Annotated in this window: 25 protein-coding genes; 17 read left to right on the top strand and 8 right to left on the bottom strand. The window is 66.6% G+C overall.

What is annotated here, in order from left to right; all coding sequences use genetic code 11:
* The first annotated feature begins 150 nt into the window (after positions 1-150).
* The 5 genes from AC13GF_RS17265 (at position 151) to AC13GF_RS17245 (ending at position 7,101) form a co-directional block, all read left to right on the top strand.
* Positions 151-1,443, top strand: a complete 1,293-nt coding sequence (locus tag AC13GF_RS17265; RefSeq protein WP_483005426.1) for an MFS transporter — start codon at positions 151-153, stop codon at positions 1,441-1,443.
* On the top strand, positions 1,440-2,681 hold the full coding sequence (locus AC13GF_RS17260; protein WP_483005425.1) for a TetR family transcriptional regulator: 1,242 nt from the start codon (positions 1,440-1,442) through the stop codon (positions 2,679-2,681). Before AC13GF_RS17265 ends, AC13GF_RS17260 begins: the two co-directional genes overlap by 4 nt.
* 124 nt (positions 2,682-2,805) lie before the next feature.
* Positions 2,806-5,088 (top strand): TonB-dependent receptor, encoded by a 2,283-nt coding sequence (locus tag AC13GF_RS17255; protein WP_483005424.1) that lies wholly within the window; start codon positions 2,806-2,808, stop codon positions 5,086-5,088.
* Positions 5,085-6,263 (top strand): Ca2+-dependent phosphoinositide-specific phospholipase C, encoded by a 1,179-nt coding sequence (locus AC13GF_RS17250; protein WP_483005423.1) that lies wholly within the window; start codon positions 5,085-5,087, stop codon positions 6,261-6,263. The genes AC13GF_RS17255 and AC13GF_RS17250 overlap by 4 nt, the downstream gene beginning before the upstream one ends.
* Positions 6,264-6,669: 406 nt before the next feature.
* Positions 6,670-7,101 (top strand): CBS domain-containing protein, encoded by a 432-nt coding sequence (locus tag AC13GF_RS17245; protein WP_049421412.1) that lies wholly within the window; start codon positions 6,670-6,672, stop codon positions 7,099-7,101.
* Positions 7,102-7,168: 67 nt separating this feature from the next.
* Here the strand turns inward: AC13GF_RS17245 and AC13GF_RS17240 are convergent, their stop codons facing one another.
* Together AC13GF_RS17240 and gloA are read right to left on the bottom strand one after the other, a co-directional pair.
* Positions 7,169-7,597, bottom strand: a complete 429-nt coding sequence (locus AC13GF_RS17240) for a VOC family protein (protein WP_032961230.1) — start codon at positions 7,595-7,597, stop codon at positions 7,169-7,171.
* A gap of 90 nt (positions 7,598-7,687) precedes the next feature.
* Entirely contained in the window at positions 7,688-8,206 is a 519-nt protein-coding gene (gene gloA, locus AC13GF_RS17235; RefSeq protein ID WP_483005422.1) for a lactoylglutathione lyase, read from the bottom strand.
* Positions 8,207-8,328: 122 nt separating this feature from the next.
* On the opposite strand from gloA, the gene AC13GF_RS17230 reads away from it, so the two are divergent.
* A complete protein-coding gene (locus tag AC13GF_RS17230) occupies positions 8,329-9,441 on the top strand; it encodes a PLP-dependent cysteine synthase family protein (RefSeq protein WP_483005421.1) in 1,113 nt (370 codons plus the stop codon).
* A gap of 38 nt (positions 9,442-9,479) precedes the next feature.
* On the opposite strand, the gene AC13GF_RS17225 is transcribed toward AC13GF_RS17230, so the two are convergent.
* Complete coding sequence (locus AC13GF_RS17225) at positions 9,480-9,884, bottom strand: hypothetical protein (protein WP_483005420.1); 405 nt, start codon at positions 9,882-9,884, stop codon at positions 9,480-9,482.
* Positions 9,885-10,054: 170 nt separating this feature from the next.
* On the opposite strand from AC13GF_RS17225, the gene AC13GF_RS17220 reads away from it, so the two are divergent.
* Positions 10,055-12,085, top strand: a complete 2,031-nt coding sequence (locus tag AC13GF_RS17220) for a M3 family metallopeptidase (protein WP_483005419.1) — start codon at positions 10,055-10,057, stop codon at positions 12,083-12,085.
* A gap of 103 nt (positions 12,086-12,188) precedes the next feature.
* Here the strand turns inward: AC13GF_RS17220 and AC13GF_RS17215 are convergent, their stop codons facing one another.
* Positions 12,189-12,992, bottom strand: coding sequence for an SDR family oxidoreductase (locus AC13GF_RS17215; RefSeq protein ID WP_483005418.1), 804 nt, complete (start codon positions 12,990-12,992; stop codon positions 12,189-12,191).
* A complete protein-coding gene (locus AC13GF_RS17210) occupies positions 12,989-13,555 on the bottom strand; it encodes a DUF1415 domain-containing protein (RefSeq protein ID WP_032129027.1) in 567 nt (188 codons plus the stop codon). Before AC13GF_RS17210 ends, AC13GF_RS17215 begins: the two co-directional genes overlap by 4 nt.
* Positions 13,556-13,748: 193 nt before the next feature.
* Here AC13GF_RS17210 and AC13GF_RS17205 point away from each other — a divergent pair, with 193 nt between their 5' ends.
* From AC13GF_RS17205 to AC13GF_RS17195, 3 genes are all read left to right on the top strand, one after another.
* Positions 13,749-15,215 (top strand): benzaldehyde dehydrogenase, encoded by a 1,467-nt coding sequence (locus tag AC13GF_RS17205; RefSeq protein WP_483005417.1) that lies wholly within the window; start codon positions 13,749-13,751, stop codon positions 15,213-15,215.
* Between the two features lie 17 nt (positions 15,216-15,232).
* Positions 15,233-16,360, top strand: coding sequence for an NAD(P)-dependent alcohol dehydrogenase (locus AC13GF_RS17200; protein ID WP_483005416.1), 1,128 nt, complete (start codon positions 15,233-15,235; stop codon positions 16,358-16,360).
* 163 nt (positions 16,361-16,523) lie between these two features.
* On the top strand, positions 16,524-17,618 hold the full coding sequence (locus tag AC13GF_RS17195) for a helix-turn-helix domain-containing protein (protein ID WP_483005415.1): 1,095 nt from the start codon (positions 16,524-16,526) through the stop codon (positions 17,616-17,618).
* Positions 17,619-17,653: 35 nt separating this feature from the next.
* On the opposite strand, the gene AC13GF_RS17190 is transcribed toward AC13GF_RS17195, so the two are convergent.
* Positions 17,654-18,136, bottom strand: a complete 483-nt coding sequence (locus AC13GF_RS17190) for a YajQ family cyclic di-GMP-binding protein (RefSeq protein WP_006471121.1) — start codon at positions 18,134-18,136, stop codon at positions 17,654-17,656.
* Between the two features lie 186 nt (positions 18,137-18,322).
* Between AC13GF_RS17190 and AC13GF_RS17185 the strand changes: the two genes are divergently transcribed.
* From AC13GF_RS17185 to AC13GF_RS17165, 5 genes are all read left to right on the top strand, one after another.
* Entirely contained in the window at positions 18,323-19,219 is an 897-nt protein-coding gene (locus AC13GF_RS17185) for a DMT family transporter (protein WP_126930151.1), read from the top strand.
* Between the two features lie 122 nt (positions 19,220-19,341).
* A complete protein-coding gene (locus tag AC13GF_RS17180) occupies positions 19,342-20,349 on the top strand; it encodes a methionine ABC transporter ATP-binding protein (protein ID WP_126930150.1) in 1,008 nt (335 codons plus the stop codon).
* Positions 20,346-21,035: a methionine ABC transporter permease gene (locus AC13GF_RS17175; protein WP_049399224.1), complete on the top strand. Its 690-nt coding sequence runs from the start codon at positions 20,346-20,348 to the stop codon at positions 21,033-21,035. Before AC13GF_RS17180 ends, AC13GF_RS17175 begins: the two co-directional genes overlap by 4 nt.
* A gap of 236 nt (positions 21,036-21,271) precedes the next feature.
* Positions 21,272-21,550, top strand: coding sequence for a type II toxin-antitoxin system RelE/ParE family toxin (locus AC13GF_RS17170; RefSeq protein ID WP_080354792.1), 279 nt, complete (start codon positions 21,272-21,274; stop codon positions 21,548-21,550).
* Positions 21,551-21,559: 9 nt separating this feature from the next.
* Positions 21,560-21,859, top strand: a complete 300-nt coding sequence (locus AC13GF_RS17165) for a HigA family addiction module antitoxin (RefSeq protein WP_049443949.1) — start codon at positions 21,560-21,562, stop codon at positions 21,857-21,859.
* A 40-nt stretch (positions 21,860-21,899) separates the two neighbouring features.
* Here AC13GF_RS17165 and AC13GF_RS17160 read toward each other — a convergent pair whose 3' ends face one another.
* On the bottom strand, positions 21,900-22,502 hold the full coding sequence (locus tag AC13GF_RS17160; protein WP_483005414.1) for a lipocalin family protein: 603 nt from the start codon (positions 22,500-22,502) through the stop codon (positions 21,900-21,902).
* A 127-nt stretch (positions 22,503-22,629) separates the two neighbouring features.
* Between AC13GF_RS17160 and AC13GF_RS17155 the strand changes: the two genes are divergently transcribed.
* The gene (locus AC13GF_RS17155) at positions 22,630-22,956 is read left to right on the top strand and encodes a hypothetical protein (protein WP_126930148.1); all 327 of its coding nucleotides are present in this window, start codon (positions 22,630-22,632) and stop codon (positions 22,954-22,956) included.
* A gap of 69 nt (positions 22,957-23,025) precedes the next feature.
* Positions 23,026-25,122: a prolyl oligopeptidase family serine peptidase gene (locus tag AC13GF_RS17150; RefSeq protein WP_483005413.1), complete on the top strand. Its 2,097-nt coding sequence runs from the start codon at positions 23,026-23,028 to the stop codon at positions 25,120-25,122.
* A 127-nt stretch (positions 25,123-25,249) separates the two neighbouring features.
* Here AC13GF_RS17150 and AC13GF_RS17145 read toward each other — a convergent pair whose 3' ends face one another.
* On the bottom strand, positions 25,250-26,443 hold the full coding sequence (locus AC13GF_RS17145) for a pyridoxal phosphate-dependent aminotransferase (protein ID WP_483005412.1): 1,194 nt from the start codon (positions 26,441-26,443) through the stop codon (positions 25,250-25,252).
* Between the last annotated feature and the right edge of the window lie 110 nt (positions 26,444-26,553).

Raw genomic sequence — 26,553 nt, 5'->3', positions numbered from 1 at the left:
GGATGTGAAAGCAACTGCCTGCAGCAGGTAGTGGAAGCGCGGGGGCCTGGCCCCCGCGCTTTTGCGGGTCATGTCCCGGCCGGGTTGTCATGTCCGCATCATGTTGGCGGCACATAGTGCTTTCCCCTATCAGCAGGCAAAGGCGCGGGGATGGATGTTGCGCCGCCCAGGCTGGCCGAAGGCCAGTTCCGTGTTGACCAGGCGTATGCGGCAGCCCACTTCGGGAAGAGCCTGTTCTGGCAGACCGGTGAGCTGCTGCTGGCGTTTTTTCTCACCGAGGTGGCTGGATTGCCGCCCATGGCGATGGGCGCTGTGGTCGCCACCAGCCTTCTGGCCAGCGCAGCCAGCGATCTGCTGGTCGGCCGGTTCTGGCGGAACTCGCTGGCGTCGGTTGCCGGTGCCGCGCACCTGCAATGGCAGGGCGCGTGGGTGGCAGCCATCGCACTGATCGGCCTGTTTTCCACAGGCCACCTGCCACAGCACGCGAAATTGCCGTTCGCGCTGGCCTTGGCCCTGATGTTCCGCGTGGGATACAGCGTCTACGACGTGCCGCAGAACGTGCTGCTCAGCCTGGCGACCCGTACTTCGGCTGCGCGCAGCCGGATTGCATCGGTGCGGGTCGCGGTGAGCAGCCTGGCAGGGGTGTGCCTTGCGCTGGCGATCGTGCCCCTCCTGCAGGAGCAGCCTCATCAGGAGCGGGCACTGCGTTTCATGCTGCTGACCGTGTTGCTGGCCGTTCTGGCGATTGCCAGTGCGGCATGCCTGAGGCATGTGTTGATCCATGCGCGGGCGACACCTGGGCCCCGCGCATCCGAACGCGCTGATGCGCCTTTGCACACCTTGCCGGTTCCACTGCTGCTGGCGATGTTCTTCGTACTGCTGGTCGGGGCTCCGCTGTTCGCCAAGCTGGAACCGTACTTCGTCGGCCATGTGCTGCGTTCATCCCTGTGGGGGGGAGCGCTGCTGCTGGGCGGCGCACTTGGCACCCTGGCCGCACAACCACTGATGCAGCTTCTGCTGGCCCGGCAGCCGCGGTTGCCGGTGATCTTTGCGTGCAGCCTGACACTGATGCTGGTGGCCCTGGCGTGGTGGCAACTGGCACCTGCGGTGTGGGCCGCCATTGCCTGCGCGATGGCCATGGGCCTGGCGGGCGGTGTGCTCGGCATGACCTTGTGGGCGGCGTTCGCTGACGCGGTTGCGGGGCGTTCGCCCCTGCAGGCCGGGGTGGCATTCGGGCTGCTTACCGCCACCAGCAAGTCGGCGCTGGCATGTGGCGCGTGGTGGCTGGGGCATTGGCTGTCAGGATTGGACTATCGTGGTGAGGACAGCGCACAGCTGGCAACGATGATGGCAGTGGGCCCGGCCCTGGCGGCTGCGGGTTGCCTGCTGCTGGCAGGCGGCGCCTGGTGGGTGCCGCGGAAGACGGAAGGAATGCGAGCATGAGCAATCGAGATGGGGCTGTGGCCATGGCGGGCATGGAGGCGGAGGCATTGCCGATGCGCCTGCGCCTGCTGCAGGTTGCGCGGCATGAACTGGCAGGCGGAGGCACGCGGGCACTCGGGTTGCGCCGAATCGCTGCAGCGGCTGGGGTAACCCTGGCGACGCTCAGCTATCACCTGGGAAGCAAGGCGCAGCTGATGCAGGCGCTGGTCGACGCCGAACGCGAACGGGATCGGTTGTGGCATGCCGACTGGCTCGCCTGCATGGCCGCCGTGCCACGTTGGGATGCGCCGGCCCTGGCCACGATGCTGGAGCAGTATCTGCAGGCCGCCGGTGCTGATGATGCCCACGATGATGTGCGGGCGACCCGCATGGTATGGGCCGAGCTGATGCTGCATGCAGGCGTTGACCCGGCGACGGCCGCGTTGCTGCAGCCCTGGCTGCAGGACCGGCGCCGTTTCTGGCAACAGTTGCTGGCCGCTCGCATCGACGACGAGGGGCAGTGGTCCGAACTGCTGTTTGCCTATGCCAGCGACGAGGGTGTGCATGCGCTGGCGCTGGAAGCCTTGCCGGACTATCGCCTGCTGCGGCGGTTGGCCATCGAGCGGCTGTCGTATGGACTGCATCCCCTGCAAAGGGTAGGGCTGGCCAGTACCACGGCTGTCTTCGAGGTGCTTGTGCAGCGGCTGGATCCGGCGTTGTGCCTGGCCACCCCGGAAGGAACATCGCCGCTGCTGGAACCGGGGCGGCGGCGTGATATCGCGGTGGCCGCGTGCGAGTTGATCCTTGAAGAGGGCGCGCAGGCCCTGACCCATCGCGCGGTGGCCGAGCGTCTGGGCATCCCCGCCTCCAGCGTGGCCTATCACTGCCGCACTGGCGCAGACCTGCTCATTGCCGGGCAGGAAATCGTCTATCTGGTGGCGCAGGGACGCATGCCGGCGCCGCGCGACGATTCGGCAACGCAGCGGCAACGGGTCACCATGCGCGGCACGCTGTCGATCAGCCTGGCGGCTGCGCGGGACCCCGTGCTGCGCCCCCATGCGGTCGACCTGCGCCGATTGCGCGGCGAGAACCTGGCGCGCCTGCTGCGGGAGGGCAACCACCGCCTGGCGGATCGGCTGGACGCGCAGGCTGCGGCGATCGCGGGCCTGGGAGCCGCTGCCCTGACCGATGCCGAGGGTGGGGACAGGCAGCGCCCCGGGCAGTTGCTGGAGTGGCAGCTGCGGGATCTTTCGGGCTGAACAAGTGTTTTGTTCGCTCTTGGTTTACCGGGAATAGTGAGAGTTTTAGCCGTACAAGCGTAATGTTCCTGTCATTGCGCCTGCCTAGGATCGCGCCCTGAACCTACTCCCAGGGGATCCACCCATGCTGTCCCATCCGTTCCAGCCCAGAGCATTGAGCCTGGCCCTGGCGGTCGCGCTCGGTCTGTCCTGGACTGAACAAGTGTCTGCCCAGGCCGCTGATGCAACGCCTTCCCCCGTCCAGCTCGATGCGGTGACCGTCACCGCGCAGAAGCGTGAGCAGTCGATCAAGGACGTGCCCATTTCGATTGCTGCGGTCACCGGCCAGGACATCGAGAAGCAGAACTTCACCGACTTCGAACGGTTGTCCACCCGCATCCCGGGCTTCTTCGTGCAACAGCAGACCGACAGTTCCGCCAGCTTCGTCATGCGCGGCATCGAGGCAGGCAATTCGGGGGCGGTTTCGGAACCGAGCATCTCCTTCTTCCTCAACGATGTGGACACCAGCCGTTCGCGCGGCATGCTGAAGGAGCTGTTCGACATCGAGCGGGTGGAAGTCGCCAAGGGGCCGCAGGGCACGCTGTACGGCCGCGGTGCGCAGATCGGTGCGATCGCCGTCTACACGCGCAAGGCGGACCCTTCCAACGTGGAATGGCAGTTGGAAGGGCAGCTGGGCAACCATGGGTTGTACAGCGCCACGGCCATCTACAACACGCCACTGGTGAAGGATGAGCTGGGGCTGCGCATTGCCGTGCGCAAGCGCGAGCGCGATGGCTATGTGCACAACCTGGGCGGTGGCCCGGATCTGAACGATGACGACATGGGCGCTGCACGGATGTCATTGCGCTGGCAGCCGTCCGATGTGCTGTCGATGGATCTGATCGTCGATCACCAGTCCGACAACGATGGCTTCGTGATGACCAAGGCGATCAACGTCGCCTCCCCGGGCGGCGATACCAGTCCCTTCAGTGACGCTGCGCAGAGCAGCTACGATCCGCCGCAGCGCCGCCGCCAGACCGGCGTCACCCTGCTGACCGACTGGAACCTGGCAGACGCGTGGCAACTGCGCTCGATCAGTGCATGGCGCAAGGTGGAATTCTCCGAGTCATGGGACATCGATGGCACCACCTATCCATTCCTGATCGGCCGTAATCTGGCGGACAACCAGCGCATCCTCAGCCAGGAGTTCCGTCTCGGATTCGATGATGGCGGCGCTTTCCGTGCCAACGTCGGCGCGGGCTACTACCAGGACAGCACCTACAATCTGGCTGAAACGGTGATCAACGAGCAATACCTCCTGGCCGGCTTCCCGCGTGTGACCACGCCGGTCACGCGCTATCTCGGTCGTGCGGTGACCGAAGGCGTGGCCACCCGTACCTCCACCCGCAACCGGCGTGGAAGCGCCTCCGCCTATGCCAACGTATCGTGGGATCTGCAGCCGCGCCTGACCCTGGATGCTGGCGTGCGCTACACCCGCGACCAGGCCCGTGTGCGCAACTGGGCGCGGGTCTCCACCATCGACGGTGTGGCACCCATCGCAATGCCCAACGGGTTGGGCAACTCCCTGGGCCAGGAGTTCAGCACCGATGGCGACTTCAATCTGCTGCAGCCACGCGCAGCATTGACGTGGAAGCTCAGCGACCAGATCAATCTGTATGCCGGCGTATCGCGCGGATTGCGTTCGGGCTATCCGCAGATCAGTTTCGGCGCGCCGTTGAACGGGCAACCAAACCCGACTTTCGGCAAGCTCGGGACCGAAGAAGTGGTCAACTATGAGATCGGCGCCAAGGGTACGGTGGGCAAGCGCCTGTACTTCGACGCGGCTGCGTTCACCTACGACTACAAGGACTTCCAGACGCGCGCCAGCGACATCACCGTGGGCATGGTCAACGCCGGCAAGGCATCGGCGCGTGGCCTCGAGCTCAGTGGTGCGCTCCAGCTGACGCAGGACCTGACCCTGTCGGCGGCCTATGCCTACCTGCACACCCGCTATGACACCTTCAGCGAGGTGGTCAACGGCACTTTGGTGGATCGCTCGGGAAATGTATTCCGCATGGCGCCGAAGCATACGGCCAGCCTCAGCCTGGACTGGCGCGCTCCGGCCTTCGGGCGCTGGGAGGTGTTTGCCAATGGCAACTATGCGTGGCGCTCCCGCTATTTCCTCAACAACGACAACCTCGACAGCGAGAGCCAGAAGGCGTTCGGCCTGCTCGACCTGCGGGCGGGTTTCGAGCGCAACGACGGTGCGGTGATGGTCGAGGCCTACGTCGAGAACGCGCAGGATCGCGAATGGGTGCGCGACGTCGGCAATGGAGGAAAGTTCTTTGGCGTGCCAACGTCCATCCGGGCCAATCCGCGGATGTTCGGCATCAGGGTCCGGTTGCAGGGCTGGGGAGAAGCACGATGATCCGTTCGCTGACATGCGCCGCGCTGCTGTGCGCGGCGGGCACCGCCGTCCATGCGTCGGAGTTGCGCCTCAACCAGATCCAGGTCATCGGCACCCACAACAGCTACAGCCAACCGGCCGATCCACGCGTGTTCGAGGTGATGGATCCGCTGTTGAAGCCGGTCATCGATGGCATGATGAAGCAGATGCCCGAGCAGATGCGAAAAGCCTTTGCCGACGAACATCCGCATGCCTTCGACGGTGGACTGCAGCCTGCGCTGGAATACCGCTTCCCGACGCTGGACACGCAGCTGCGTTCCGGCCTGCGCAGCATCGAACTGGACCTCAACGTCGACCACGACGGCGGCCGATTCAGCGATCCGCTTCCCTACCGCCTGCTGCGCGCGAAGGGCGAGGGCAACCTGGCGCCGCTGCATGATGCCGCACTGCGTGAGCCTGGGTTGAAGACCCTGCACATGGTCGACGTCGATTTCCGCAGCAGTTGCCCGACGTTCCGCATGTGCCTGCAGCAGCTACGCAGCTGGTCCGATGCAAACCCCGGGCATTCGCCGGTGTTCGTGCTGCTGGAGCCGAAGTTCTCCAGCTTCACCACGCGGGTGGCTGGAGCCACGCCGGTGCAGCCGTTCGATGCCCGGGCGTTCGCCGAAATGGATGCCTCCATCGAGCGCATTCTCGGTCGTGAACATGTGATCACCCCGGATGATGTGCGCGGCAACGCACCGACGCTGGAAGCTGCTGCGCGCGCGGGGCACTGGCCCACGCTGTCGGCAGCCCGTGGAAGGTTCGTGTTCCTGATGATCGTGCCGGGCCTGAACCTGGAGACCTTCGCGCCCTATCTGCAGGGGCATCCGAACCTGGAGGGGCGGATGGCGTTCGTGCAGGGGCAACCGGGCATGGACCACGCCGCCTTCGTGATGATCGACAACGCCCTGACCCGGGGCAGCGAGATCCGCCGGCTGGTAAGCGAGGGCTACCTGGTGCGCAGCCGTGCCGACATCGATACCGGCGAGGCGCGCGCCAACGACACAGCGCGGCGTGAGGCGGCGCTGGCCAGCGGTGCGCAGGTCATCTCCACCGACTATCCGTTCGCACCGAACATCTTCGGCAATGACTATGTGGTCAGGCCGTTTCCCCAGGGGCTGCGGGCGAACCCGGTCAACGGCGGGACGCCCTGAGGCCGGCGGGTCCTGGCCGGTTCCTCACCATTCGCGGAAGTGGGACAGGACCCTGGGGTTCTGTCCGCACATCGGCAGCGGGCAGCCAAGCTTGAGCGCTGCCCGGCTGCGGCATTCAGCCTCGGTTTCAGCCGCGGTGCCATTCTCTGGATCGTCAGTTGGTTCCCACGACGAACTGTCCTATCGATGCCGGTAGTGACCGATGGTCGCAGTCGTAGAATCGATTTGACCGAGGCCCGGGTTGAGCGGTTGAGCCCACCTCGTTCGCGTTGCAGCACATCGTCTGCCGATCCATTCCAAGCGGCAGCCGGGTGCGCCAGACGTGCGCTGAAAGGTCTGTTCCCGGGGAGGGGGCGTATCGGAAGAGCACACTTTTTGACTTAGTGACCTGCACCAGGAAACAAGAATGAACGTCCGCGAACTCCTGCAATCCAAGAAAGAAGCTGTCATCACCATCGACGCCGAAGACACCATTGGTGCCGCCGCCCACAAGATGAGCGCGAACAAGATCGCTGCGCTGGTGGTGATGAAGGACGATGCCCCGGTCGGCATCATTTCCGAGAAGGACATCGTGCGTACCCTGGCCGACGACGGCCCGCAGGCCGGCCGCCGGGTGATCTCCAGCCTGCCGTCCACGGGTCTGGAAGGCATTGCGCCGGAAGCGACCCTGAAGCAGGCCATGTCGTTGATGACGTACTCGCGGCGCCGTCATCTGATGGTCACCGAAGGCGCCCGCCTGGTCGGCATCCTCAGCCTGGGCGACATCGTGAAGAACCTGCTGGGCGAGCTGGAACTGGAAAAGGCCGTGCTGCAGGACATCTACATGGCCGCCCACTGAGGGCTGGACCATTGGACGCAGAGAAGCCGGGCATTGCCCGGCTTCTTCGTTCACGGCTCCGGTGAAATCAGAAAGTGACCTTCACCGAATCGGCGCTGTAGTTTGCTGGGCCGTGGTAGACCACTTCGATGTTGTTGCCATCCGGATCGAGCACGAAGGCGCCGTAGTAACCCGGATGGTAGGGGCGTTCGCCCGGCGCGCCGTTGTCGGTGCCGCCGGCGGCGATGGCTGCAGTGTGGAAGGCATCGACGGTGGCGCTGTCGCGCGCCTGGAAGGCCAGGTGATGGCGACCGGTCAGCTGGCCGGCGGCAGCCTCGCTGCTGGCGCTGGAAATGAACAGCTCATCGGCCCAGAAGTAATCATCGCCTTCGCCGGCGATCGGGATGCCGATCGTATCGAACACCGCCTGGTAGAAGCGGCGGCTGGCGGCCAGGTCACGCACCACCAGCTGCAGGTGGTCGATCAGGCGGCCACGGTGCAGTTCCATCGTTTCCATACGAACCTCAAAAAGGGGACGGAGGGGATTAAGTCGCTTCCAGCCCAATAGTGCCAGAAACGGCTTAATCCCCTCCGTCCCCTTTTCGGGTCAGGCGTTGGCGATGATCTCGACCCAGTAGCCGTCCGGGTCCTTGATGAAGGCCAGGTTCTTCATGCGGCCGTCGGTCAGGCGCTTCTGGAAGGTCACGCCCAGATCCTCGAAGCGCTGGCAGGCGGCCTCGATGTCCGGCACCGACACGCAGATGTGGCCGAAGCCGCGCGGGTCGCTGTTGCCATCGTGGTAGACCGCGCCGTCCTGGCTCTCGGTACCGTGGTTGTGGGTCAGTTCCAGCACGCCCGGCAGGCCGGCCATCCACACGCGACGCTGGTTGTCGTCTTCCGGCACCACCGCGCCGGCCGGCACGTAGGCCAGGAAGTACAGGCTGAACTGGGCGTCCGGGAAGTCGCGCTTGTCGATCAGCTGGTAGCCGAGCACGCGGGTGTAGAAGTCCAGCGAGGCGGTGATGTCCTTCACCCGCAGCATGGTGTGGTTGAACACGAAGCCGGTGGTTTCGGCCGGAGCCTGGGCGGCGACGCCGGGGACATCGCGCAGGGCGGGAATGGTCATGGGGGAGGTCCTTCAGACAGGGCCGTTGCTGGCCGGATGGGGTCATTCTACCGGCCGTCACCTGACGGCACCGCGACGTACAATGGACGGATCGCACCGTTCCGTTCTGAGCATTGCCCGCCATGTCGCAGCGTGAATGGGTGGCCGCCGCCATCCGCAAGATCGAAGCCGATTTCAACCGTTCCGCCGATACCCATCTGATCCCGCTGGCGCTGCCCGGGTTCGAGGGCATCGATGTGTACCTGAAGGATGAGTCAAGCCATCCCACCGGCAGCCTCAAGCACCGGCTGGCGCGCTCGCTGTTCCTGTACGCGCTGACCAACGGCTGGTTGCGCGAAGGGCGGCCGGTGATCGAGGCGTCCAGTGGCTCGACCGCGGTGTCCGAAGCTTACTTCGCGCGCCTGCTCGGTCTGCCGTTCATCGCGGTGATCCCGGCCACGACCTCGCCGGAGAAGATCGCCGCCATCGAGTTCCACGGGGGCCGCTGCCACCTGGTCGAGCGTGCCTGCGAACTCAACGGTGAATCGGAGAAGCTGGCCCGCGAAACCGGTGGTCACTTCATGGACCAGTTCACCTACGCCGAGCGCGCCACCGACTGGCGGGCCAACAACAACATTGCCGAGTCCATCTTCAAGCAGATGGCCGAGGAGCCCAGCCCGGTTCCGGAATGGATCGTGTGCAGCCCCGGTACCGGCGGTACTGCAGCGACGCTGGGCCGCTATGTCAGCTACCGCCGGCACGACACCCGCATTCTCTGCGCGGACCCGGAAGTATCGGTGTTCTTCGACGGCTACCAGGCCGCCGTGGCTGGCGAGCCCGACTGGCGCGGCCTGACCTGCAGCGGCGGCTCGCGCGTGGAAGGCATCGGCCGGCCGCGGGTGGAGTCGAGTTTCATCCCGACCAGCGTCGATGCGATGGTGAAGGTGCCCGACGCGCTGAGCCTGGCCGCCATGCGCCATGTCAGCCGCCAGCTCGGCCGTCGTGTCGGTGGCTCCACCGGCACCAATTTCATCGGCGTGCTGCAGGCCGCGCAGTGGATGCGTGAGGCCGGCCACCAGGGCAGCATCGTCAGCATCCTGTGCGACAGCGGCGAGCGCTACGCGCAGAGCTACTACGACCCGGCGTGGTACGCGCGCCAGGGCATCGATGTCGACGGCGCCGATGCGCAGCTGGCGGCGGCAGTGGCCGGGCAGGGGCTGCCGGAACTGCCGTGGTGCAGCCTGGAAGCGCTGTAACGCTCTTGTAGCGTCGAGCCATGCTCGACGCCGCAGATTCAGTATCCCGCTGCGGTGAACGCGTCCAGCACCGCATCGCGCAGCGCATCGGGCAATGCCTCGATATCCATCGCGCGATCATCCAGATGCAGGCTCGGGTCCAGGATGCTGGCGCGTCCCTGGGCCAGCGCCTGCAGCCACAGCAGCACGCAGATCACGAACTCGCGCTCGTGGCCCAGCTGCAGCTGGCTGGCGCCGCGTTCGATCACCTCGAACGGGTACCACTCCTGGGCATCGTTGAACGTGCCGCCCTGCTGCAGCACTGCCTGCAGTTGATGCAGGTGACGCGGGGCGTCGTCGCCGGCATCGCACAATGCGGCGATCCAGGTCAGTTCGGCCGGGCTGGCGGACAATGCCAGTGACCGGGCCGGTGAGGCGGATGCAACTGCAGCCAGACCTTCCATGTAGGGCCTCGTTCGGTGCGTACCGCTGCGGACTCCCCCGCAGCCAGAGCTTCGGTGCGCGACCGTAAGGCCGACGTGAATGCCGGGCCGTGCCCCCTTGTCAGCCCCGCCTGCCAGCGCCATATCCTGCATGCTGCCCGCCTGCCGGGCCCGTACCCTGGAGATCTGCCGTGACCGTTGCCAACCCCCTGCTCGATTTTTCCGGCCTGCCGCGCTTCGAGGCCATCCGCCCCGAGCACGTGGCGCCGGCGCTGGACGTGCTGCTGGCCGAGGCCGAAGCCGCCGTCAGCACGGCCGAGCAGGTGCAGCCGGTGCGCTGGGAGACCTTCGTTGCCCCGCTGGACGATGCTACCGAGCGCCTGTGGCGCGCCTGGGGCCTGGTCGGCCACCTGCAGGGCGTGGTCAACACCCCGGAACTGCGCGAGGCCTACAACAGCAACCTGCCGCGGGTGACCCGCTTCGCCAGCGCGCTGGGCCAGAACCTGGCGCTGTACCGGCAGTACCAGGCGCTGGCCACCAGCGCCGAGGCGGCGCGCTTCGACGAGGCCCAGCGCAAGGTGCTGGACAACACCCTGCGCGATTTCCGCCTGGGCGGTGCCGAACTGGCGCCCGAGGCGCAGCAGCGCTTCGCGGCGATCAAGGAGGAACTGTCGGCGCTGTCGGCGAAGTTCTCGCAGAACGTGCTCGACGCCACCGATGCCTGGTCGCTGATCATCGAGGACGAAGCGCGCCTGAAGGGCCTGCCGGAGGACGTGAAGGCCGCCGCGCATGCCGCAGCACAGAAGGACGGCAAGACCGGCTGGAAACTGACCCTGCAGATGCCGTGCTACCTGCCGGTGCAGACCTGGGGCGAGGACCGCGACCTGCGCGAGATCCTGTACCGCGCCAGCGCACAGCGTGCGTCCGAATTCGGCGACGACGCGCTGGACAACAGCGGCAACATCGACCGCATCCTTGCCCTGCGCGCGGAACTGGCCGCACTGCTCGGCTTCGGCTCGTATGGTGATTACTCGGTGGAGACCAAGATGGCGCAGGACCCGGCCGAGGTGCTCGGTTTCCTGCGTGACCTGGCCTCGCGCGCCAAGCCGTTCGCCGCCAGGGACCGCGCCGAGCTGGAGCAGTTCGCACGCGAACAACTCGGCATCGACAGCCTGCAGGCCTGGGACCTGGCGTTCGCCGCCGACCGCCTGAAGCAGGCGCGTTACAGCTATTCCGAGCAGGAAGTGAAGCAGTACTTCACCGAGCCCAAGGTGCTGGGCGGCCTGTTCTCGGTGATCGAGCAGCTGTACGGCCTGCGCGTGCAGGAGGACAGCGCGCCGGTGTGGCACGAGGATGTGCGCTTCTTCCGGCTGGTCGATGCGCAGGGCGCGCTGGTTGGCCAGTTCTACCTGGACCTGTACGCGCGCGAAGGTAAGCGCGGTGGCGCGTGGATGGATGATTGCCGCAACCGTCGCGTGCGCGCAGACGGCAGCGTGCAGACGCCGCTGGTCTACCTGGTGTGCAACTTCGGCCGCGGTGCCAATGGCAAGCCGGCCACCTTCAGCCACAACGAAGTGACCACCCTGTTCCATGAGGTGGGCCATGGACTGCACCAGCTGCTGACCCGCATCGGCGAACTGGGTGTGGCCGGCATCAACGGCGTGGAATGGGATGCAGTGGAGCTGCCCAGCCAGTTCATGGAGAACTTCTGCTGGGAATGGGACCACCTGCAGGCGATGACCGCGCGCGTGGACAGTGGCGAGCCGCTGCCGCGCGCGCTGTACGAACGGATGCTGGCGGCGCGCAACTTCCATAGCGGCATGGCCACCGTGCGCCAGCTGGAGTTCGGCCTGTTCGACATGCTGCTGCACAGCCAGTTCGAACCGGCGCAGGACAGCGTGCTGGCGCTGCTCGATCGCGTGCGCGCGGAAGTGGCGGTGAATCACCCGCCGGTCTGGAATCGCTTCCCGCACCAGTTCAGCCACATATTTGCTGGCGGCTACGCGGCCGGTTACTACAGCTACAAGTGGGCTGAAGTGCTCAGTGCCGATGCCTATGCTGCGTTCGAGGAAGCACCGCAGGCGCTGGCAGAAACCGGCGCGCGCTTCCGCGATGAGATCCTGTCGCGTGGTGGCAGCCGTCCGGCGGCGGAAAACTTCAAGGCCTTCCGTGGGCGCGCACCGCAGATCGATGCGCTGCTGCGCCATTCGGGCATGGCGTAAACCGCTGTGGTGGGTGCCAACCTTGGTTGGCACTTCACCGCCATCCACGCATGGCGTGGATCTACCGGAATGCCGGCCAGCGGCCGGCACTACCGAAGACCGGTCATTCGGCGTAGATCATCTTCCGGCTCATGCCGCCGTCGACGATGAAATCCTGGCCGGTGCTGAAACCGGACAGCGACGACAGCAGGTACACCGCCAGTGCACCGATGTCTTCGGGGCGGCCGACCCGGCCGACCGGGTGTTGCGCCTGGTCGATGGCCGAGTATTCCGGCTCGTGGCGCCGTGAGGGTGCCTGCCACGCAGTGGTGCCGACCCAGCCGGGGCTGATGCTGTTTACCCGCACCGCCGGGCCGCTGCTGATCGCCAGCGCATGGGTGAAGGCCAGCAGCCCGCCTTTGGCTGCGGCATAGGCTTCGCTGTGCGCTTCGGATTGCCAGGCGCGGGTCGATGCGATGTTGATGATCGCGCCCGCAGCAGTTGCCGTCAGCGCGGGCAGCGCGTGCTTGCTGCACAGGAACGCGCCGTGCAGTGACGACAGCCGGCGCTGCCACTCGTCCCAGTCCATGTCCTGCAGCAGCGTGCCGTGCGGGCCGGCGATCCCCGCGTTGTTGACCAACCCGTCGATGCGGCCGAAACGCTGCAGGGCCACGGCGATGAAGTCGCGCACGCTGGCTTCGTCGGTGATGTCCAGGCGCTGGAACGCGGCGTCATCCCCGCGCTGCCATTCGTCCAGGCAGGCCTGGCCGGCCTCCCTATCGAGGTCGCCGATCAGCACGCGTCCACCGGCACCGAGCACGGCCTGGGCAATACCGCGACCGATGCCGTTGGCGCCGCCGGTGACCAGCACCACCTTGCCCGACAGTGGCGCGGCTGGCCATGCGGCAATCGGCGGCACCGTGCTCACGTCAGGTCTTCGCCGCGCAGGCGGCGATGCCAGCCGTCCACGCCGATGCGGTCCAGGGTCTGGATGTTGCGCTCGACGATCACGTCCGGGTCCGGATAGACATCCACTGCGCGCGCCACGCTGTCTTCGCGCAGCAGGTGCAGGGTGGGGAAGGGCGCGCGGTTGGTGTAGTTGCTGGCGTCGTCCGCGGCCACACCATCGAACTGGTAGTCCGGGTGGAAGCTGGCCACCTGCAGAATGCCTTGCAGGTCCAGCGCCTCGATCGCCGCGTCGGCGTTGTCGAGGAAATCGTTGTAGTCGAGGAAATCGGTCAGCACCTGCGGATGCACGATCAGCGTCGTGTCGATCTGCTCGGCCGGCGTATCGCGCAGCAGCACCAGCTCCTCGGCCAGCTGTTCAACCAGCGCTTCCGGCGTGGTCGCATCGCTGAGCACGATGCGGACCTGGTCCTTCACGTACACCGCCTTGGCGAACGGGCACAGGTTCAGGCCGATGACGATGCGCTCCAGCCACAGGCGGGTGGCGGCGATCGGGTCATCGGTGGGCAGGTGGGAATCGGTCATGGCGGGCACGTCGGCTGGCGGGGCCGCCATTGTAGGCAGTGTGCCGGTGCTGCGCTGTCCACTGTGCAGGAACTGGACACTGGCGTAGCGGGAAATCCCTGATGATTCAAGTCGTTGCGCGCTACCGATGGATGGCCGATTGCCAGCCCGGGTCGACGGGCGTGGAATGGATGCACGACACAGGAGGACACCCATGACTGCATCTTCCCCGTGGCTGCCGGACGCTCTCTGGGCCGGCGCCTTCTTTGATGGCCACTGGCAGGCTGCCCCACAACGGCACCCGGTGATTGAACCGGCCACCGGCCAGCAGCTCGGCGAGATCGGCCTGGCCGACCCGGCGCAGGTCGCGCGTTCGGCCGCCGCCGCCGCGCAGGCCCAGCAGGCGTGGGCGGCGGCGCCCTATGAACAGCGTGCCGACGTGCTGCGCAAGGCTGCGCGTCTGGCCGAAGACAACATCGACACCCTGGTCGAGTGGCTGGTGCGCGAAAGCGGTTCGACCCGCCTCAAGGCCGGCTTCGAAGCCAAGGTGACCATCAAGGCACTGCATGAAGCTGCGGCGCTGCCGTCGCGCAGCACGGGTGAGATCCTGCCATCCGAACCGGGCAAGCTGAACCTGGCGCGCCGACGCCCGCTGGGCGTGGTCGGGGTCATCTCGCCGTTCAATTTCCCGCTCTACCTGGCGATGCGCGCGGTGGCCCCGGCGATTGCGCTGGGCAACGCCGTGGTCCTCAAGCCGGACCCGCGTACGGCGGTATGTGGCGGCGCGGTGATCGCACGCTTGTTCGAGCAGGCGGGCCTGCCGGCAGGCGTGCTGCACATGCTGCCCGGCGATGGCGCGGCCGGGGCCGCACTGACCAGTGACCCGCACGTGGCGATGATCCAGTTCACCGGTTCCACCGCCGCTGGCCGCAAGGTCGGAGAGGCGGCCGGCAGGCATCTGAAGAAGGTCTCGCTGGAACTGGGCGGCAAGAATTCGTTGATCATCCTTGATGATGCAGACCTGGACCTGGCGGTGGCCAACACCGCGTGGGGCGTCTACCTGCACCAGGGCCAGATCTGCATGGCGACCGGCCGCGTGCTGGTGCACCGGAAGATCCACGACACGTTCCTGCAGAAACTGGTGGCCAAGGCCAACGCGCTGAAGGTGGGCGACCCGGCACGTGAGGACGTGGCGATCGGTCCGCTGATCAATGCCGGCCAGCGCGACCATGCCGCACGCGTGGTCGAGCAGGCTGTGCAGGCCGGTGCCACGCTGGAAGCGGGAGGCACCCATCGGGACCTGTTCTTCGCACCGACCGTGCTCGGCAACGTTGCGGCCGACAATCCGGCATTCAACGAGGAGATCTTCGCGCCGGTGGCGGTGGTGGTGCCGTTCGACGATGACGACGAAGCCGTGCGCCTGGCCAACGACAGCGAGTACGGGCTGTCGATGGCGATCGTGTCCAGCAATGTCGGCCGCGCGCTGAAGATCGGCGAGCGCCTGCGTACCGGCCTGCTGCACATCAACGACCAGACCGTGAATGACGAGGTGATCAACCCCTTCGGCGGCGTCGGCGCGTCCGGCAACGGCACCAGCATCGGTGGCCCGGCCAACGGCGAGGAGTTCACCCAGTGGCAGTGGTTGACCGTCAAGGGCGAAGCGCCCGCTTACCCGATCTGATCGAAGGAGCCATCACGATGAACGACAACAACGCAACGCGTGAGATCACTGCCGCCGTGGTACGCGGCAAGGAGCAGCCCTTCGTCATCGAGCAGGCGACGCTGCGCGGCCCGCAGGACGACGAGGTGTTGGTGAAGGTGGTGGCCACCGGCCTGTGCCATACCGACCTGATCGTGCGCGATCAGTACTATCCGGTGCCGCTTCCTGCGGTGCTGGGCCATGAGGGTGCGGGCATCGTCGAAGCGGTTGGCCCGAACGTGCGCGACCTCAAGGCGGGGGATCACGTGGTGCTGACCTATGGCGCCTGTGGTCACTGCAATCCCTGCCGTGGCGGCCACGGTGCCTATTGCAGGGACTTCTTTGCGCTGAACTTCGGTGGCGATGATGGCCGCGGCCATACCGCGATCACCGATGCGCAGGGCCAGCCGCTGCACGACCATTTCTTCGCCCAGTCCTCGTTTGCCACCTATGCGCTGGCCCGCGAGATCAATGCGATCAAGGTACCTGACGACGCGCCACTGGAACTGCTGGGCCCGCTGGGGTGCGGCATCCAGACCGGTGCCGGTGCGGTGCTCAACTCGCTGCAGGTGCGGTCGGGCAGCAGCTTTGCAAGCTATGGTGCCGGCGCGGTGGGCCTGAGCGCGGTGATGGCGGCCAAGGTGGCCGGCGCCACCACTATCATCGCCATCGATGTGGTGCCGTCGCGCCTGGAACTCGCGCTGGAACTGGGCGCCACCCACGTGGTCAACAGCCGCGAGACCGATGTGGTGGAAGCGGTGCGTGCGATCACCGGTGGCGGCGCCGATTTCGCGCTGGAATCGACCGGTCGTCCGGACGTGTTGTCCGCTGGCATCGAGGCGCTGGGGGGGCTGGGCATGATGGGCGTGGTCGGTGCGCCGAAGCTGGGCACCACCGCCAGTTTCGATGTGAACAACCTGCTGCTCGGCGGGCGCAGCATCCGCGGCATCGTTGAGGGTGACAGCGTGCCGCAGGTGTTCATTCCGCAGCTGGTGACCCTGTTCCAGCAGGGGCGCTTCCCGTTCGACAAGCTGGTGAAGTTCTATCCGCTGGAACAGATCAACCAGGCGGCCGAAGACAGCACCCGTGGCATCACCCTGAAGCCGGTGCTGCGCATCGCAGCGTAACGTCCACCGTCGGTAGCGCCGGCCGCTGGCCGGCATGGGGGCAGATCCGTTTTCCAGAAGATAACGGCTCTGCCCCTTTGTTTGAACGCGTCTTGAAACGGAAACGCTCCGTTGTGGAGACGTAACATGGTGTTGCCGCTGGCGGGTGTACGCTGCGTCCATGATGGCCACGACAGTCGGGCAGCAACAACTGGTGGCGGCACGTGCCGCTTTCGCCGAGGGCGATGCGCGCTCATTGGGCGTGTTGCCGCTGCCGCTGCAGCAGTCATGGCTGCGTTCGCGCGCGGCGGGCCTGCAACCGGGGCAGGAGCCAGACTATCGACCGCTGCTGGGGCGCGGTCAGCGTCTCCCGCATCCCGACGACCGGCGCCTGGCACGTTGCGTGCAGCCGGAGCTGGAACAGCTCTGGGCGGCCTTCGGTGGGCGTGGCTGGACGATGTTCTGCGCCAATCGCGATGGCATGGTGATCGCGCAGCAGGCCCACGGGCTGGAAGATGCTCCCTTGCTGCGGCCGATCCAGGTCGGGCGACAGCTGGGCGAGACGGAGATCGGCACCACCGCGCCGGCGGTCAGCCTGGCCGACGATGTGCCGGCACTGGTGCGCGGCAACGAACATTACCTGCAGCGTTTCGCGCCGGTGTTCTGCCTGAGCGAGCCACTGCACGATCTCGACGGCCGGGTCTGCGGGGTGATCGACATCACCGGTCTTGGCGAGCGCGATCCCGCCCTGCTGCAGGGCTATTTCCGGCAGGCTGCGCTGGCCAGCGAAAATCGCTTGTTCCACAGCCTCACCGACGTGCATCTGCTCGCCGTGCAACATGATCCGCGCTGGCTTGCATCACCGCTGCAGGGACTGCTGGCGGTGCAGGAGGATGGCCAGCTGCGTGCAGCCAACCGCGTTGCACGGCGCCTGCTGGGCCTGCCACGGCGGGGCCCGTTGCCGCTGCTGGGGCTGGAAGCGCTGTTTGCCGGTGCCAGTGCGGCGCAGCGGCGTCGCCTGCTGCAACCGGGCGCAGCGCATCGGGTGCGGCTGGGCGAGGGCAGTGCGGTCTACCTGCAGCGTCTGCAGGGGCCGCGGGGCGGGGCGCACCGGTCTACTCAGCGGAGCACCCCGGCAGATCCGGTCGCGCCACTGCTGCGTGATCAGCAGCGTGAGGCCGCGCGTCGCGCGGCCCAGGCCGCTGACGGCAACCTCAGCCTGGCCGCACGCCAGTTGGGGATCTCGCGCACAACCCTGTACAAGCTGCTGCGCGATTGACCGTGCAGTCCGCCGGGCATGGCCCGGCGGGGGCATCAGTCGCGGAAGTTGTTGAACTGCAGCGGCAGCTCGAACTTGCCGGCCTTGAGTACGGCGATGGCGTCCTGCAGGTCGTCGCGCTTCTTGCCCTGCACGCGCAGCTTGTCGCCGTTGATCTGGCTTTCCACCTTCAGCTTGGCGTCCTTCAGTGCCGCCGCGATCTTCTTGGCGATCTTCTGCTCGATGCCCTGCTTGACGGTGATCTTCTGCCGGGCCTGGGCCAGGTTGGTCTCGATGTCGCCGAACTCCAGGCTGAGCACGTCGATGCCGCGCGCGGCCAGGCGAGCACGCAGGATGTCGTTCATCTGCTTGAGCTGGAACTCGGTCGGTGCAGTCTGGTTGATGACATCGCCATCGCGCTCGAACTTGGCGTCAACGCCCTTGAAGTCGAAACGGGTGGCCAGTTCGCGGTTGGCCTGGTCGATGGCGTTGGTCAGCTCGTGGGTGTCGACTTCGGACACGACGTCGAAGGAGGGCATGGGCGATGCTCCGCAGAATTCAGTGGCGGTCATTCTATCGCGCCGGCCCGCATGCCTGCTTTGTGCAGAGTCGAGCCATGCTCGACTTCCGCCCTTCTGTAGAGCCGAGCCATGCTCGGCTGCTTTGTGAAGAGCGGTCGAGCACGGCTCGACTCTACAATCCGGTGCGGTCGGCGATAATGGGCCATGAACCTGCAACGCTCCCCCTCGCGCGCGGTGGCCTGGATGGTCGCTGCAGTCGCCTGTTTCTCGCTGATGGACGCTGGCATGAAGCAGTTGTCGGCCAGCTATCCCACGCTGGAAGTGACTTTCCTGCGTGGCGCGGCCTCGTTGCCGTTCGTGCTGGTCTGGGTGCTGGTCAGCGCTGGCCCGCGCTCGCTGATCCCGCGCCGCTGGGGCCTGCACCTGCTGCGTGGTGGGCTGGGCATGGCGATGATCGGCTGCTTCGTGTTCGCCCTGCGCGACCTGCCGCTGTCCACCGCCTATACCATCTACTTCGTTGCCCCGCTGCTGATCGCCGCGCTGTCGGTGCCGTTGCTGGGCGAGCGGGTCGGGCCGCGGCGCTGGGTTGCCATCGGCATCGGCCTGGTGGGTGTGCTGGTGGTGCTGCGGCCGGGCGTGGATGGCTTCATTTCGGTGCCCGGCCTGATGGTGCTGGCGGCGGCAACGGCCTATGCCGTGGCGGCGATCACGGTCAGCCTGCTGACCCGCACCGATACCTCGCAGTCGATGGTGGTCTGGTTCCTGGTGATCATGGCCATCGGCGCCGGCCTGCTGGCCATTCCCGGCTGGGTACCGCTGCAGCTGGCACATGCGCCTTTGATCGCCGGCATGGGCCTGGCCGGGGCGCTGGGCCAGATTGCCCTGACCAAGGCCTTCCAGCTGGGCGAGGCCTCGATGATCGCGCCGCTGGAGTACAGCGGCCTGGTCTGGGTGATCGGCTGGGATCTGGCCTTCTGGGGCCAGCTGCCGGACAGCTATACCTGGGTGGGCGCGGCGATCATCGTCGCCTCGGGGCTGTACCTGCTGCATCGTGAGCGGGTGAACCGGCAGGAACCGCCGAAGCCGCTGGATCATCCCTGAGCCGGGAGGGCGGCGGCTTAGAACCAAAAGGAATAACATTCTGGCCCATGGCGCGGGCGCGCGACCGCCTGCGCTGGTAGGCTGCACGCCCCCTTCCGTCACCCAGCCGGTGAGCCACGCCCGTGATCGAGTTCCAGCGCCTGCACAAATCCTATGCCGTTGCCGGCCGCGCAGTCAGCGCGCTGCAGCCGCTGGACCTGACCATCGAGGCCGGTGAGGTATTCGGCATCATCGGCCATTCCGGCGCCGGCAAGTCGACCCTGATCCGCATGATCAACCGCCTGGAAGAGCCCAGCGGTGGTCGCCTGCTGATCGGTGGCGAGGATGTCACCGCACTGGATGCGGACGGCCTGCGCGCGCTGCGCCGGCGCATCGGCATGATCTTCCAGCACTTCAACCTGCTGTCTTCGCGCACGGTGGCCGGCAATGTTGCCTTCCCGCTGGAGCTGGCCGGCACGCCGAAGGCGGAGATCGACGCACGCGTAGCCGAACTGCTGCAGACCGTGGGCCTGGAGGCACACGCGCAGAAGTATCCGGCACAGCTGTCAGGTGGCCAGAAGCAGCGCGTCGGCATCGCCCGTGCACTGGCAACCCGGCCGCAGATCCTGCTGTGCGATGAGGCCACCAGTGCGCTCGACCCGCAGACCACCGCCTCGGTGCTGTCGCTGCTGTCGAAGATCAACCGCGAGCTCGGCCTGACCATCGTGCTGATCACCCACGAGATGGATGTGATCCGCCGCGTCTGCGACCGCGTCGCCGTGCTCGATGCCGGGCAGATGGTCGAGACCGGACCGGTCACCCGCGTGTTCCTGCACCCGCAGCACCCGACCACACGCCGTTTCGTCAGCGAATCGGAACACATGGACGAAGGCGCGCTGCACCGCGATTTCGATGCTGTCGGTGGACGCATCGTGCGGCTGACGTTCCTCGGTGGCGACACCTACGAACCCCTGCTCGGCAGTGTCGCGCGGCAGACCGGGGTCGACTACAACATCCTGTCCGGCCGCATCGATCGGATCAAGGACACCCCGTATGGCCAGCTGGTGGTCGCCCTGGTGGGCGGCGACCAGTCCGCCGCGCAGGCCGCGTTCGTGGCTGCCGGCGTGCACGTTGAGGAGCTGCGTCGATGATCATCGCCACTGCAGGCGGATTCTTCCGCCACCTGGATGCGGGCAAGTGGGCCGACATCGGCCAGGCCACCATCGACACCCTGCTGATGCTGCTCGGTTCGCTGCCGCTGACCCTGGCCATCGGCCTGCCCCTGGGCGTGCTGCTGTACCTGTTCGGCGCGCCGCAGATGAAGCGCCGGCCGTTCGCCTATGGCGTGCTGGCGCTGGTGGTGAACCTGCTGCGCTCGGTGCCTTTCATCATCCTGATGATCGTGCTGATCCCGGTCACCCTGTTCCTGATGGGGACGTCGCTGGGGGTGCGCGGTGCGATCGTGCCGCTGGTGATCGGTGCCGCGCCGTTCTACGCGCGCCTGGTCGAGACCGCACTGCGCGAAGTGGACCGTGGCGTGATCGAAGCGACCCAGTCGATGGGTGCCACCACCTGGCAGCTGGTCACCCGCGTGCTGCTGCCGGAGGCGCGTCCGGGCCTGATCGCTGGCGCAACGGTCACCACCGTGGCGCTGATCGGCTTCACCGCGATGGGCGGTGCGATCGGCTCCGGTGGCCTTGGTGATCTGGCCTTCCGCGATGGCTACCAGCGCTCCCACACCGACGTGGCCCTGGTCACCGTGGTCCTGCTGCTGATCCTGGTGCAGCTGCTGCAGATGCTCGGCGACCGCCTGGTCGCGCATTACAGCCGCAAATGACGAGGCGCCCCGGGCGCATCATGTAGTGCCGGCCCATGGCCGGCAGACTCGCGATGCGCCCGGATGTGGTGGGTTTGCCGGCCAGCGGCCGGCACCATCGGGATGTTCGCCCGGCGGCCCTATAGCGTTCGCCTTTGGAACCGCCCAGGCCGATCAGGAATCAATATCGCCAGACTGGGACTGGCAGCACATCCCATTCCTTGGTATGTTCCGTTTAGCATAATACGCTGAACGGAATGATTCGTTCATTCCGCTGCAAGCAGACCCGTGCCCTGTTTGAAGGAACCTGCGCTCGCGCCTGGCGCCCGATACGACGCGCTGCCGAACGCAAACTCCAACTGCTCGACTCGGCGCAGACGTTGGCGTTCCTACGCAGCCCGCCCGGAAACCGGCTCGAAGCGCTGTCAGGTGACCGGAAAGGGCAGTACAGCCTTCGAATCAACGATCAGTGGCGACTCTGCTTTACCTGGACCGACAACGGCGCCGATGCCGTGGAAATTGTTGACTACCACTGAGGTGCCGCCATGAAGCATCCCCACAACGGCATGCGCGCCATTCATCCTGGCGAGATCCTGCGCGAAGAGTTCCTGCTGCCGCTTGCGTTGAGCGTGAACGCGCTGGCAAGGGCCTTGGACGTTCCCGCAACGCGGCTGCACGCAATCGTGCATGGCGAACGCGGCATCTCGGCGGACACGGCCGCGCGGCTGGCGCGGCATTTCGGTGGGGATGCCGCATCCTGGCTTGCGATGCAGGCGGCTTACGATCTCAAGACATTACCAACGCGCAACGAGATCGAGCGACGGGTGCAGCCGCGGGCAGCGTGAACACCGGCCGTGTGGATCCAATCGGCGCGCGAAGGCCCAGTCAACGCACGTTCGGTACTTCGTAGCCCAGCTTGCCGACCTGCTCCGGGTGCTGCGGCACGCGCTTGAGCTTGTCGGTGTTCACCCCGTACTCGTCACGCAGGCGCTCGGCCAGCTCCTTGTACAGGGCTTTGTCCATGTCCGGCGTACGCGAGAAGATCCAGGCCATTTCGCGGCCCGGATAGCCGATCAGCGCCCACGAGTAATCCGGCGCCACTTCCAGCACCCTCGAATGGGTAGGCACGACGCGGTAGAACCAGGTGCGCCAGCCGTGGTTGCCGCTGTCCGGGTCGACGCTGGCGCGGGCACGCACTTCCTGCAACGGTTCGCCGAAGCCATCGCGGTAGCGGTAGGTGATGCCGACCTTGTGCTCGTCGCGCAGTTCGTAGTCATTGACGCTGGCCACATGGCCTCGCTCGATGAAGTTCGGCACGCGGCCGATCACGTACCAGGTACCCATGAAGCGCTTCAGGTCGATCGGCGCATCCGGATCATCCGCGCGAGGGGCGCTGGCACGGGGCGACGGCGGCTCACTGGCGGCCACGGCGGGGCCCGCCAGGGACAGGGCCAGCAGCACGGCGCAGAGCGGGCGGATCGAAGTCATGCGGGAGCGGGCTCCAGTGGGCTTGCACGCGCATGGTCGACTGTGTGCACGCGATCCGTCAATGGTGTCGCAACCTGTGAGAAGGGCGTTGCCCAAGCTGTGTTGCATTGTCCACCGGAGAAGCCCCATGAACGCACGTTCCGTTCGTCGCCCTGCAACTGAACGCGTCATCATTGAACGCGCCGATCCACGCCTGCTGCGCAGCGTGCGGCAGGTGGCGCTGGCCGGCCTGGCGCTGGTGCTGGTCTGGCCAGCCGCGCGCGGCAGCAGCGCCTGGCTGGGTTGGTTGCCGATGTGGCTGGTGGGCATGCCGCTGGTGGCCTGGTGGGCGCTGCTGCGCTTCCCGCTGCCGGGACTGTCGTGGCTGCGGCTGGCCCGGCGTACCGGTGGACAGGCCCGTCGTCGCGCCGGCGGCACGACCCGTGGCCGGCGCAGCCCCGCCGCCACGGCCTGACCTTCGACACGGGGGAGACCGCGACATTCCGTGCTAGCGTTCCAAGGCTTATGACTGCCTGGAGCTGCAATGTCACGACTCGCTTCCGCCTGCCTGCTGGCCGGCATGATGACCGTTGCCTCGGTGGGGACCGCCGTGGCCGCTGAAGACACCGACCGTTACGCCTGGCTCGAAGACGTCACCGGCGACAAGCCGCTGACCTGGGTCAAGGAACAGAACGCCAAGTCCGAGGCGCGCCTGGCGCAGACCCCGGCCTTCAAGCAGATGGAGACCAGCATCCGCGAGGTGCTCGACTCCGATGCCAAGATCCCCGGCGTGCAGAAGATCGGCGACTACTACTACAACTTCTGGAAGGACCAGCAGCACGAGCGTGGCCTGTGGCGCCGCACCACCCTGGCCGAGTACCGCAAGGCCTCGCCGCAGTGGGAAACCGTGCTCGATCTGGATGCGCTGAACAAGGCCGAGGGCGAGAACTGGGTCTGGCACGGTGCTGACTGCCTGCGTCCGGACTACAGCCGCTGCCTGATCGCGCTGTCGCGCGGTGGCGCCGACGCCGATGTCACCCGCGAATTCGATCTGTCCAACAAGACCTGGATCAAGGACGGCTTCTTCCGGCCGGAGTCGAAGGGCGGCCTCAGCTGGATCGATCGCGATACGGTGTTCGTCTACACCGACTTCGGTGCCGGTTCGATGACCACCTCCGGCTACCCGCGCGTGGCCAAGCTGTGGAAGCGCGGCACGCCGATGGCCTCGGCAACCGTGGTGTACGAAGGCAAGCCGGAAGACATGTACATCGCGGCGATGCACGATGACACCCCGGGCTTCGAGCGCAACCTGGTCAGCCGCACGCTGGCGTTCTACAACAACGAGCTCTACCTGCGTGGCGACGACGGCACGCTGACCAAGATCGACGCGCCGAATTCGGCCGAGAAGGGCCTGCACAAGCAGTGGCTGACCCTGGAACTGCGCGATCCGTGGACCGTGGGCGGCAAGACCTATGCCTCCGGTTCGCTGCTGGCCACCAAGCTGGATGACTACCTGGCGGGCAAGCGCGACTTCGAGGTGCTGTTCACCCCGACCGCGACCACCTCGCTGGCCAGCGCCACCTGGACCAGGAGCCATCTGGTGCTGAACGTGCTGGATGACGTCAAGAACCGTCTGTCGGTGCTGACCCCGGGTGCCGATGGCTGGCAGACCAGCCGCTTCGTCGGCGCGCCGGCCTTTGGCACGCTGGCCGTGGGCGCGGTGGACAGCAATGACAGCGACGCAGTGTGGCTGACCGCCACCGACTACCTGACCCCGACCACGCTGGCCCTGGCCGAGATCGGCCAGGCGCCGGAAACGCTGAAGACCATGCCGGCCTTCTTCGACGCCAAGGGCAAGGTGATCGAGCAGCACTTCGCCACCAGCAAGGACGGCACCCGCGTGCCGTACTTCGTGGTGCACGACAGGGCGATGAAGCTCGATGGCTCCAACCCGACCCTGCTGTACGGCTACGGTGGCTTCGAGATCTCGCTGACCCCGAGCTATTCCGGTGGCATGGGCCGCGCCTGGCTGGAGAAGGGCGGCGTGTACGTGGTCGCCAACATCCGTGGCGGCGGCGAGTACGGCCCGCGCTGGCACCAGGCGGCGCTGAAGCAGAACCGCCACAAGGCCTATGAAGACATGGCCGCGGTGGCGCGCGATCTGGTCAAGCGCAAGATCACCAGCGCCAAGCACCTGGGCGTGCAGGGCGGCAGCAACGGTGGCCTGCTGACCGGCAACATGCTGACCCAGTACCCGGAGCTGTTCGGTGCGGTGGTGGTGCAGGTGCCGCTGCTGGACATGAAGCGCTACAGTCATCTGCTGGCCGGTGCCTCGTGGATGGCCGAGTACGGCAACCCGGATACCAGCGACTGGGAGTTCATCAAGACCTTCTCGCCGTACCACCTGTTCAACGCGAAGAAGAACTACCCGCCGGTGCTGTTCACCACCTCCACCCGCGATGACCGCGTGCACCCGGGCCACGCCCGCAAGATGGCGGCGAAGATGATCGACGCCGGCAAGGACGTGACCTACTACGAGAACATCGAAGGTGGCCACGGCGGTGCAGCCAACAACGCGCAGGCCGCACACATGTCGGCGCTGGCCTACAGCTTCCTGTGGGAGCGGTTGGGCGGCAAGTAAGCAGATAGGCAGAACGGAAAACGCCGCCCCAGGGCGGCGTTTTTCTTTATCCGGTAGTGCCGGCCGCTGGCCGGCAACCGCATCATTCACGCATTCCCGGGTTGCCGGCCAGCGGCCGGCACTACCGTCAACGTGATCCCTGCCAACGCTGCAACCCACGCGCAATCCGTTCCACCGCCTCCTGCAGCCGCGGCACTTCCTGGGTATAGGCCAGGCGTACATGCTGGTTGGCGCGATGGAAGCCGAAATCCAGCCCGGGGGTGAACGCCACGTGCTCGGTTTCCAGGAAGTGCGTGCAGAATGCCTGCGCGTCGTCGGTGAACGCGCTGACGTCGGCGTACAGGTAGAACGCACCCTGCGGCTCGACTTCGATGCGGAAACCCAGCTCGCGCAGCGCGGGCAACAGGAAGTCGCGGCGTTGGCGGAACGCTTCACGGCGCTGCTCGAAGATCGCCATCGACTCCTCGCTGAAGCAGGCGAGCGCGGCGTGCTGGGCGATGCTCGAGGCGCTGATGTACAGGTTCTGCGCCAGCTTCTCCAGGTCCGGTACGGCTGCTGGCGGTGCCACCAGCCAGCCCAGCCGCCAACCGGTCATGCCGAAGTATTTGGAGAAGCTGTTCAGCACGAACGCGCTGTCATCCACCTGCAGCACGCTGGGTGCATCCAGGCCATAGGTGAGGCCGTGGTAGATCTCGTCCACCACCAGGTGACCACCGCGCGCATGCAGGGTCTTCGACAGTGCCGACAGTTCGCTGGCGGAGAGCACGGTGCCGGTCGGGTTGGCCGGTGAGGCAACCAGCGCGCCGACGCTGTCGGCATTCCAATGCTGTTCCACCAGCGACGGTGTGAGCTGGTAGGCGGTGTCCGGGCCGACCGGCACCAGCTGTGCGCCGCCTTCCACCAGGCGCAGGAAATGGCGGTTGCACGGATAACCGGGGTCGGCCAGCAGCCAGTGGCGGCCGGGATCGACCAGCAGGCTGCTGGCCAGCAGCAGCGCACCGGACCCACCGGGGGTGACCAGGATGCGTTCGGGGTCGATGTCCAGCCCGTAGTGGCTGCGATAGAAGCCGCTGATCGCCTGGCGCAGGGCCGGCAGGCCACGTGCGGCGGTGTAGCGGGTATGGCCGGCGGCCAATGCGGCCTGGCCGGCACGCACGACCGGTTCGGCGGTGGTGAAGTCCGGTTCGCCGATTTCCAGGTGGATCACATCGTGGCCGGCCTGTTCCAGCGCCTGCGCGCGGGCCAGCAGGGACATCACGTGGAACGGAGCGATTTCATGGCTGCGCCGGCTGTAGCCCGGCGTGTGGGGCAGGGTACTCATGCGCCCATGGTACGCCGCGCGCCGGGGTCACGCGCTCTGGTAGTGCCGGCCGCTGGCCGGCAACCGACCCACCCGCAGGCTGTGAGGTTGCCGGCCAGCGGCCGGCACTA

This window comes from Stenotrophomonas sp. 22LJNL06-5-1 (assembly GCF_056861455.1).
This window is presented reverse-complemented; position numbering and strand designations above follow the sequence as displayed.

Coding starts and splice junctions, on each gene's coding strand:
- AC13GF_RS17200 (WP_483005416.1), top strand. CDS start 15,233: ATGAACGACAACAACGCAACGCGTGAGATCACTGCCGCCGTGGTACGC.
- AC13GF_RS17250 (WP_483005423.1), top strand. CDS start 5,085: ATGATCCGTTCGCTGACATGCGCCGCGCTGCTGTGCGCGGCGGGCACC.
- AC13GF_RS17150 (WP_483005413.1), top strand. CDS start 23,026: ATGTCACGACTCGCTTCCGCCTGCCTGCTGGCCGGCATGATGACCGTT.
- AC13GF_RS17190 (WP_006471121.1), bottom strand. CDS start 18,136: ATGCCCTCCTTCGACGTCGTGTCCGAAGTCGACACCCACGAGCTGACC.
- AC13GF_RS17255 (WP_483005424.1), top strand. CDS start 2,806: ATGCTGTCCCATCCGTTCCAGCCCAGAGCATTGAGCCTGGCCCTGGCG.
- AC13GF_RS17145 (WP_483005412.1), bottom strand. CDS start 26,443: ATGAGTACCCTGCCCCACACGCCGGGCTACAGCCGGCGCAGCCATGAA.
- AC13GF_RS17175 (WP_049399224.1), top strand. CDS start 20,346: ATGATCATCGCCACTGCAGGCGGATTCTTCCGCCACCTGGATGCGGGC.
- AC13GF_RS17165 (WP_049443949.1), top strand. CDS start 21,560: ATGAAGCATCCCCACAACGGCATGCGCGCCATTCATCCTGGCGAGATC.
- AC13GF_RS17170 (WP_080354792.1), top strand. CDS start 21,272: ATGATTCGTTCATTCCGCTGCAAGCAGACCCGTGCCCTGTTTGAAGGA.
- AC13GF_RS17185 (WP_126930151.1), top strand. CDS start 18,323: ATGAACCTGCAACGCTCCCCCTCGCGCGCGGTGGCCTGGATGGTCGCT.
- AC13GF_RS17210 (WP_032129027.1), bottom strand. CDS start 13,555: ATGACCGATTCCCACCTGCCCACCGATGACCCGATCGCCGCCACCCGC.
- AC13GF_RS17240 (WP_032961230.1), bottom strand. CDS start 7,597: ATGGAAACGATGGAACTGCACCGTGGCCGCCTGATCGACCACCTGCAG.
- AC13GF_RS17245 (WP_049421412.1), top strand. CDS start 6,670: ATGAACGTCCGCGAACTCCTGCAATCCAAGAAAGAAGCTGTCATCACC.
- AC13GF_RS17230 (WP_483005421.1), top strand. CDS start 8,329: ATGTCGCAGCGTGAATGGGTGGCCGCCGCCATCCGCAAGATCGAAGCC.
- AC13GF_RS17205 (WP_483005417.1), top strand. CDS start 13,749: ATGACTGCATCTTCCCCGTGGCTGCCGGACGCTCTCTGGGCCGGCGCC.
- AC13GF_RS17225 (WP_483005420.1), bottom strand. CDS start 9,884: ATGGAAGGTCTGGCTGCAGTTGCATCCGCCTCACCGGCCCGGTCACTG.
- gloA (WP_483005422.1), bottom strand. CDS start 8,206: ATGACCATTCCCGCCCTGCGCGATGTCCCCGGCGTCGCCGCCCAGGCT.
- AC13GF_RS17260 (WP_483005425.1), top strand. CDS start 1,440: ATGAGCAATCGAGATGGGGCTGTGGCCATGGCGGGCATGGAGGCGGAG.
- AC13GF_RS17195 (WP_483005415.1), top strand. CDS start 16,524: ATGGCCACGACAGTCGGGCAGCAACAACTGGTGGCGGCACGTGCCGCT.
- AC13GF_RS17160 (WP_483005414.1), bottom strand. CDS start 22,502: ATGACTTCGATCCGCCCGCTCTGCGCCGTGCTGCTGGCCCTGTCCCTG.
- AC13GF_RS17155 (WP_126930148.1), top strand. CDS start 22,630: ATGAACGCACGTTCCGTTCGTCGCCCTGCAACTGAACGCGTCATCATT.
- AC13GF_RS17265 (WP_483005426.1), top strand. CDS start 151: ATGGATGTTGCGCCGCCCAGGCTGGCCGAAGGCCAGTTCCGTGTTGAC.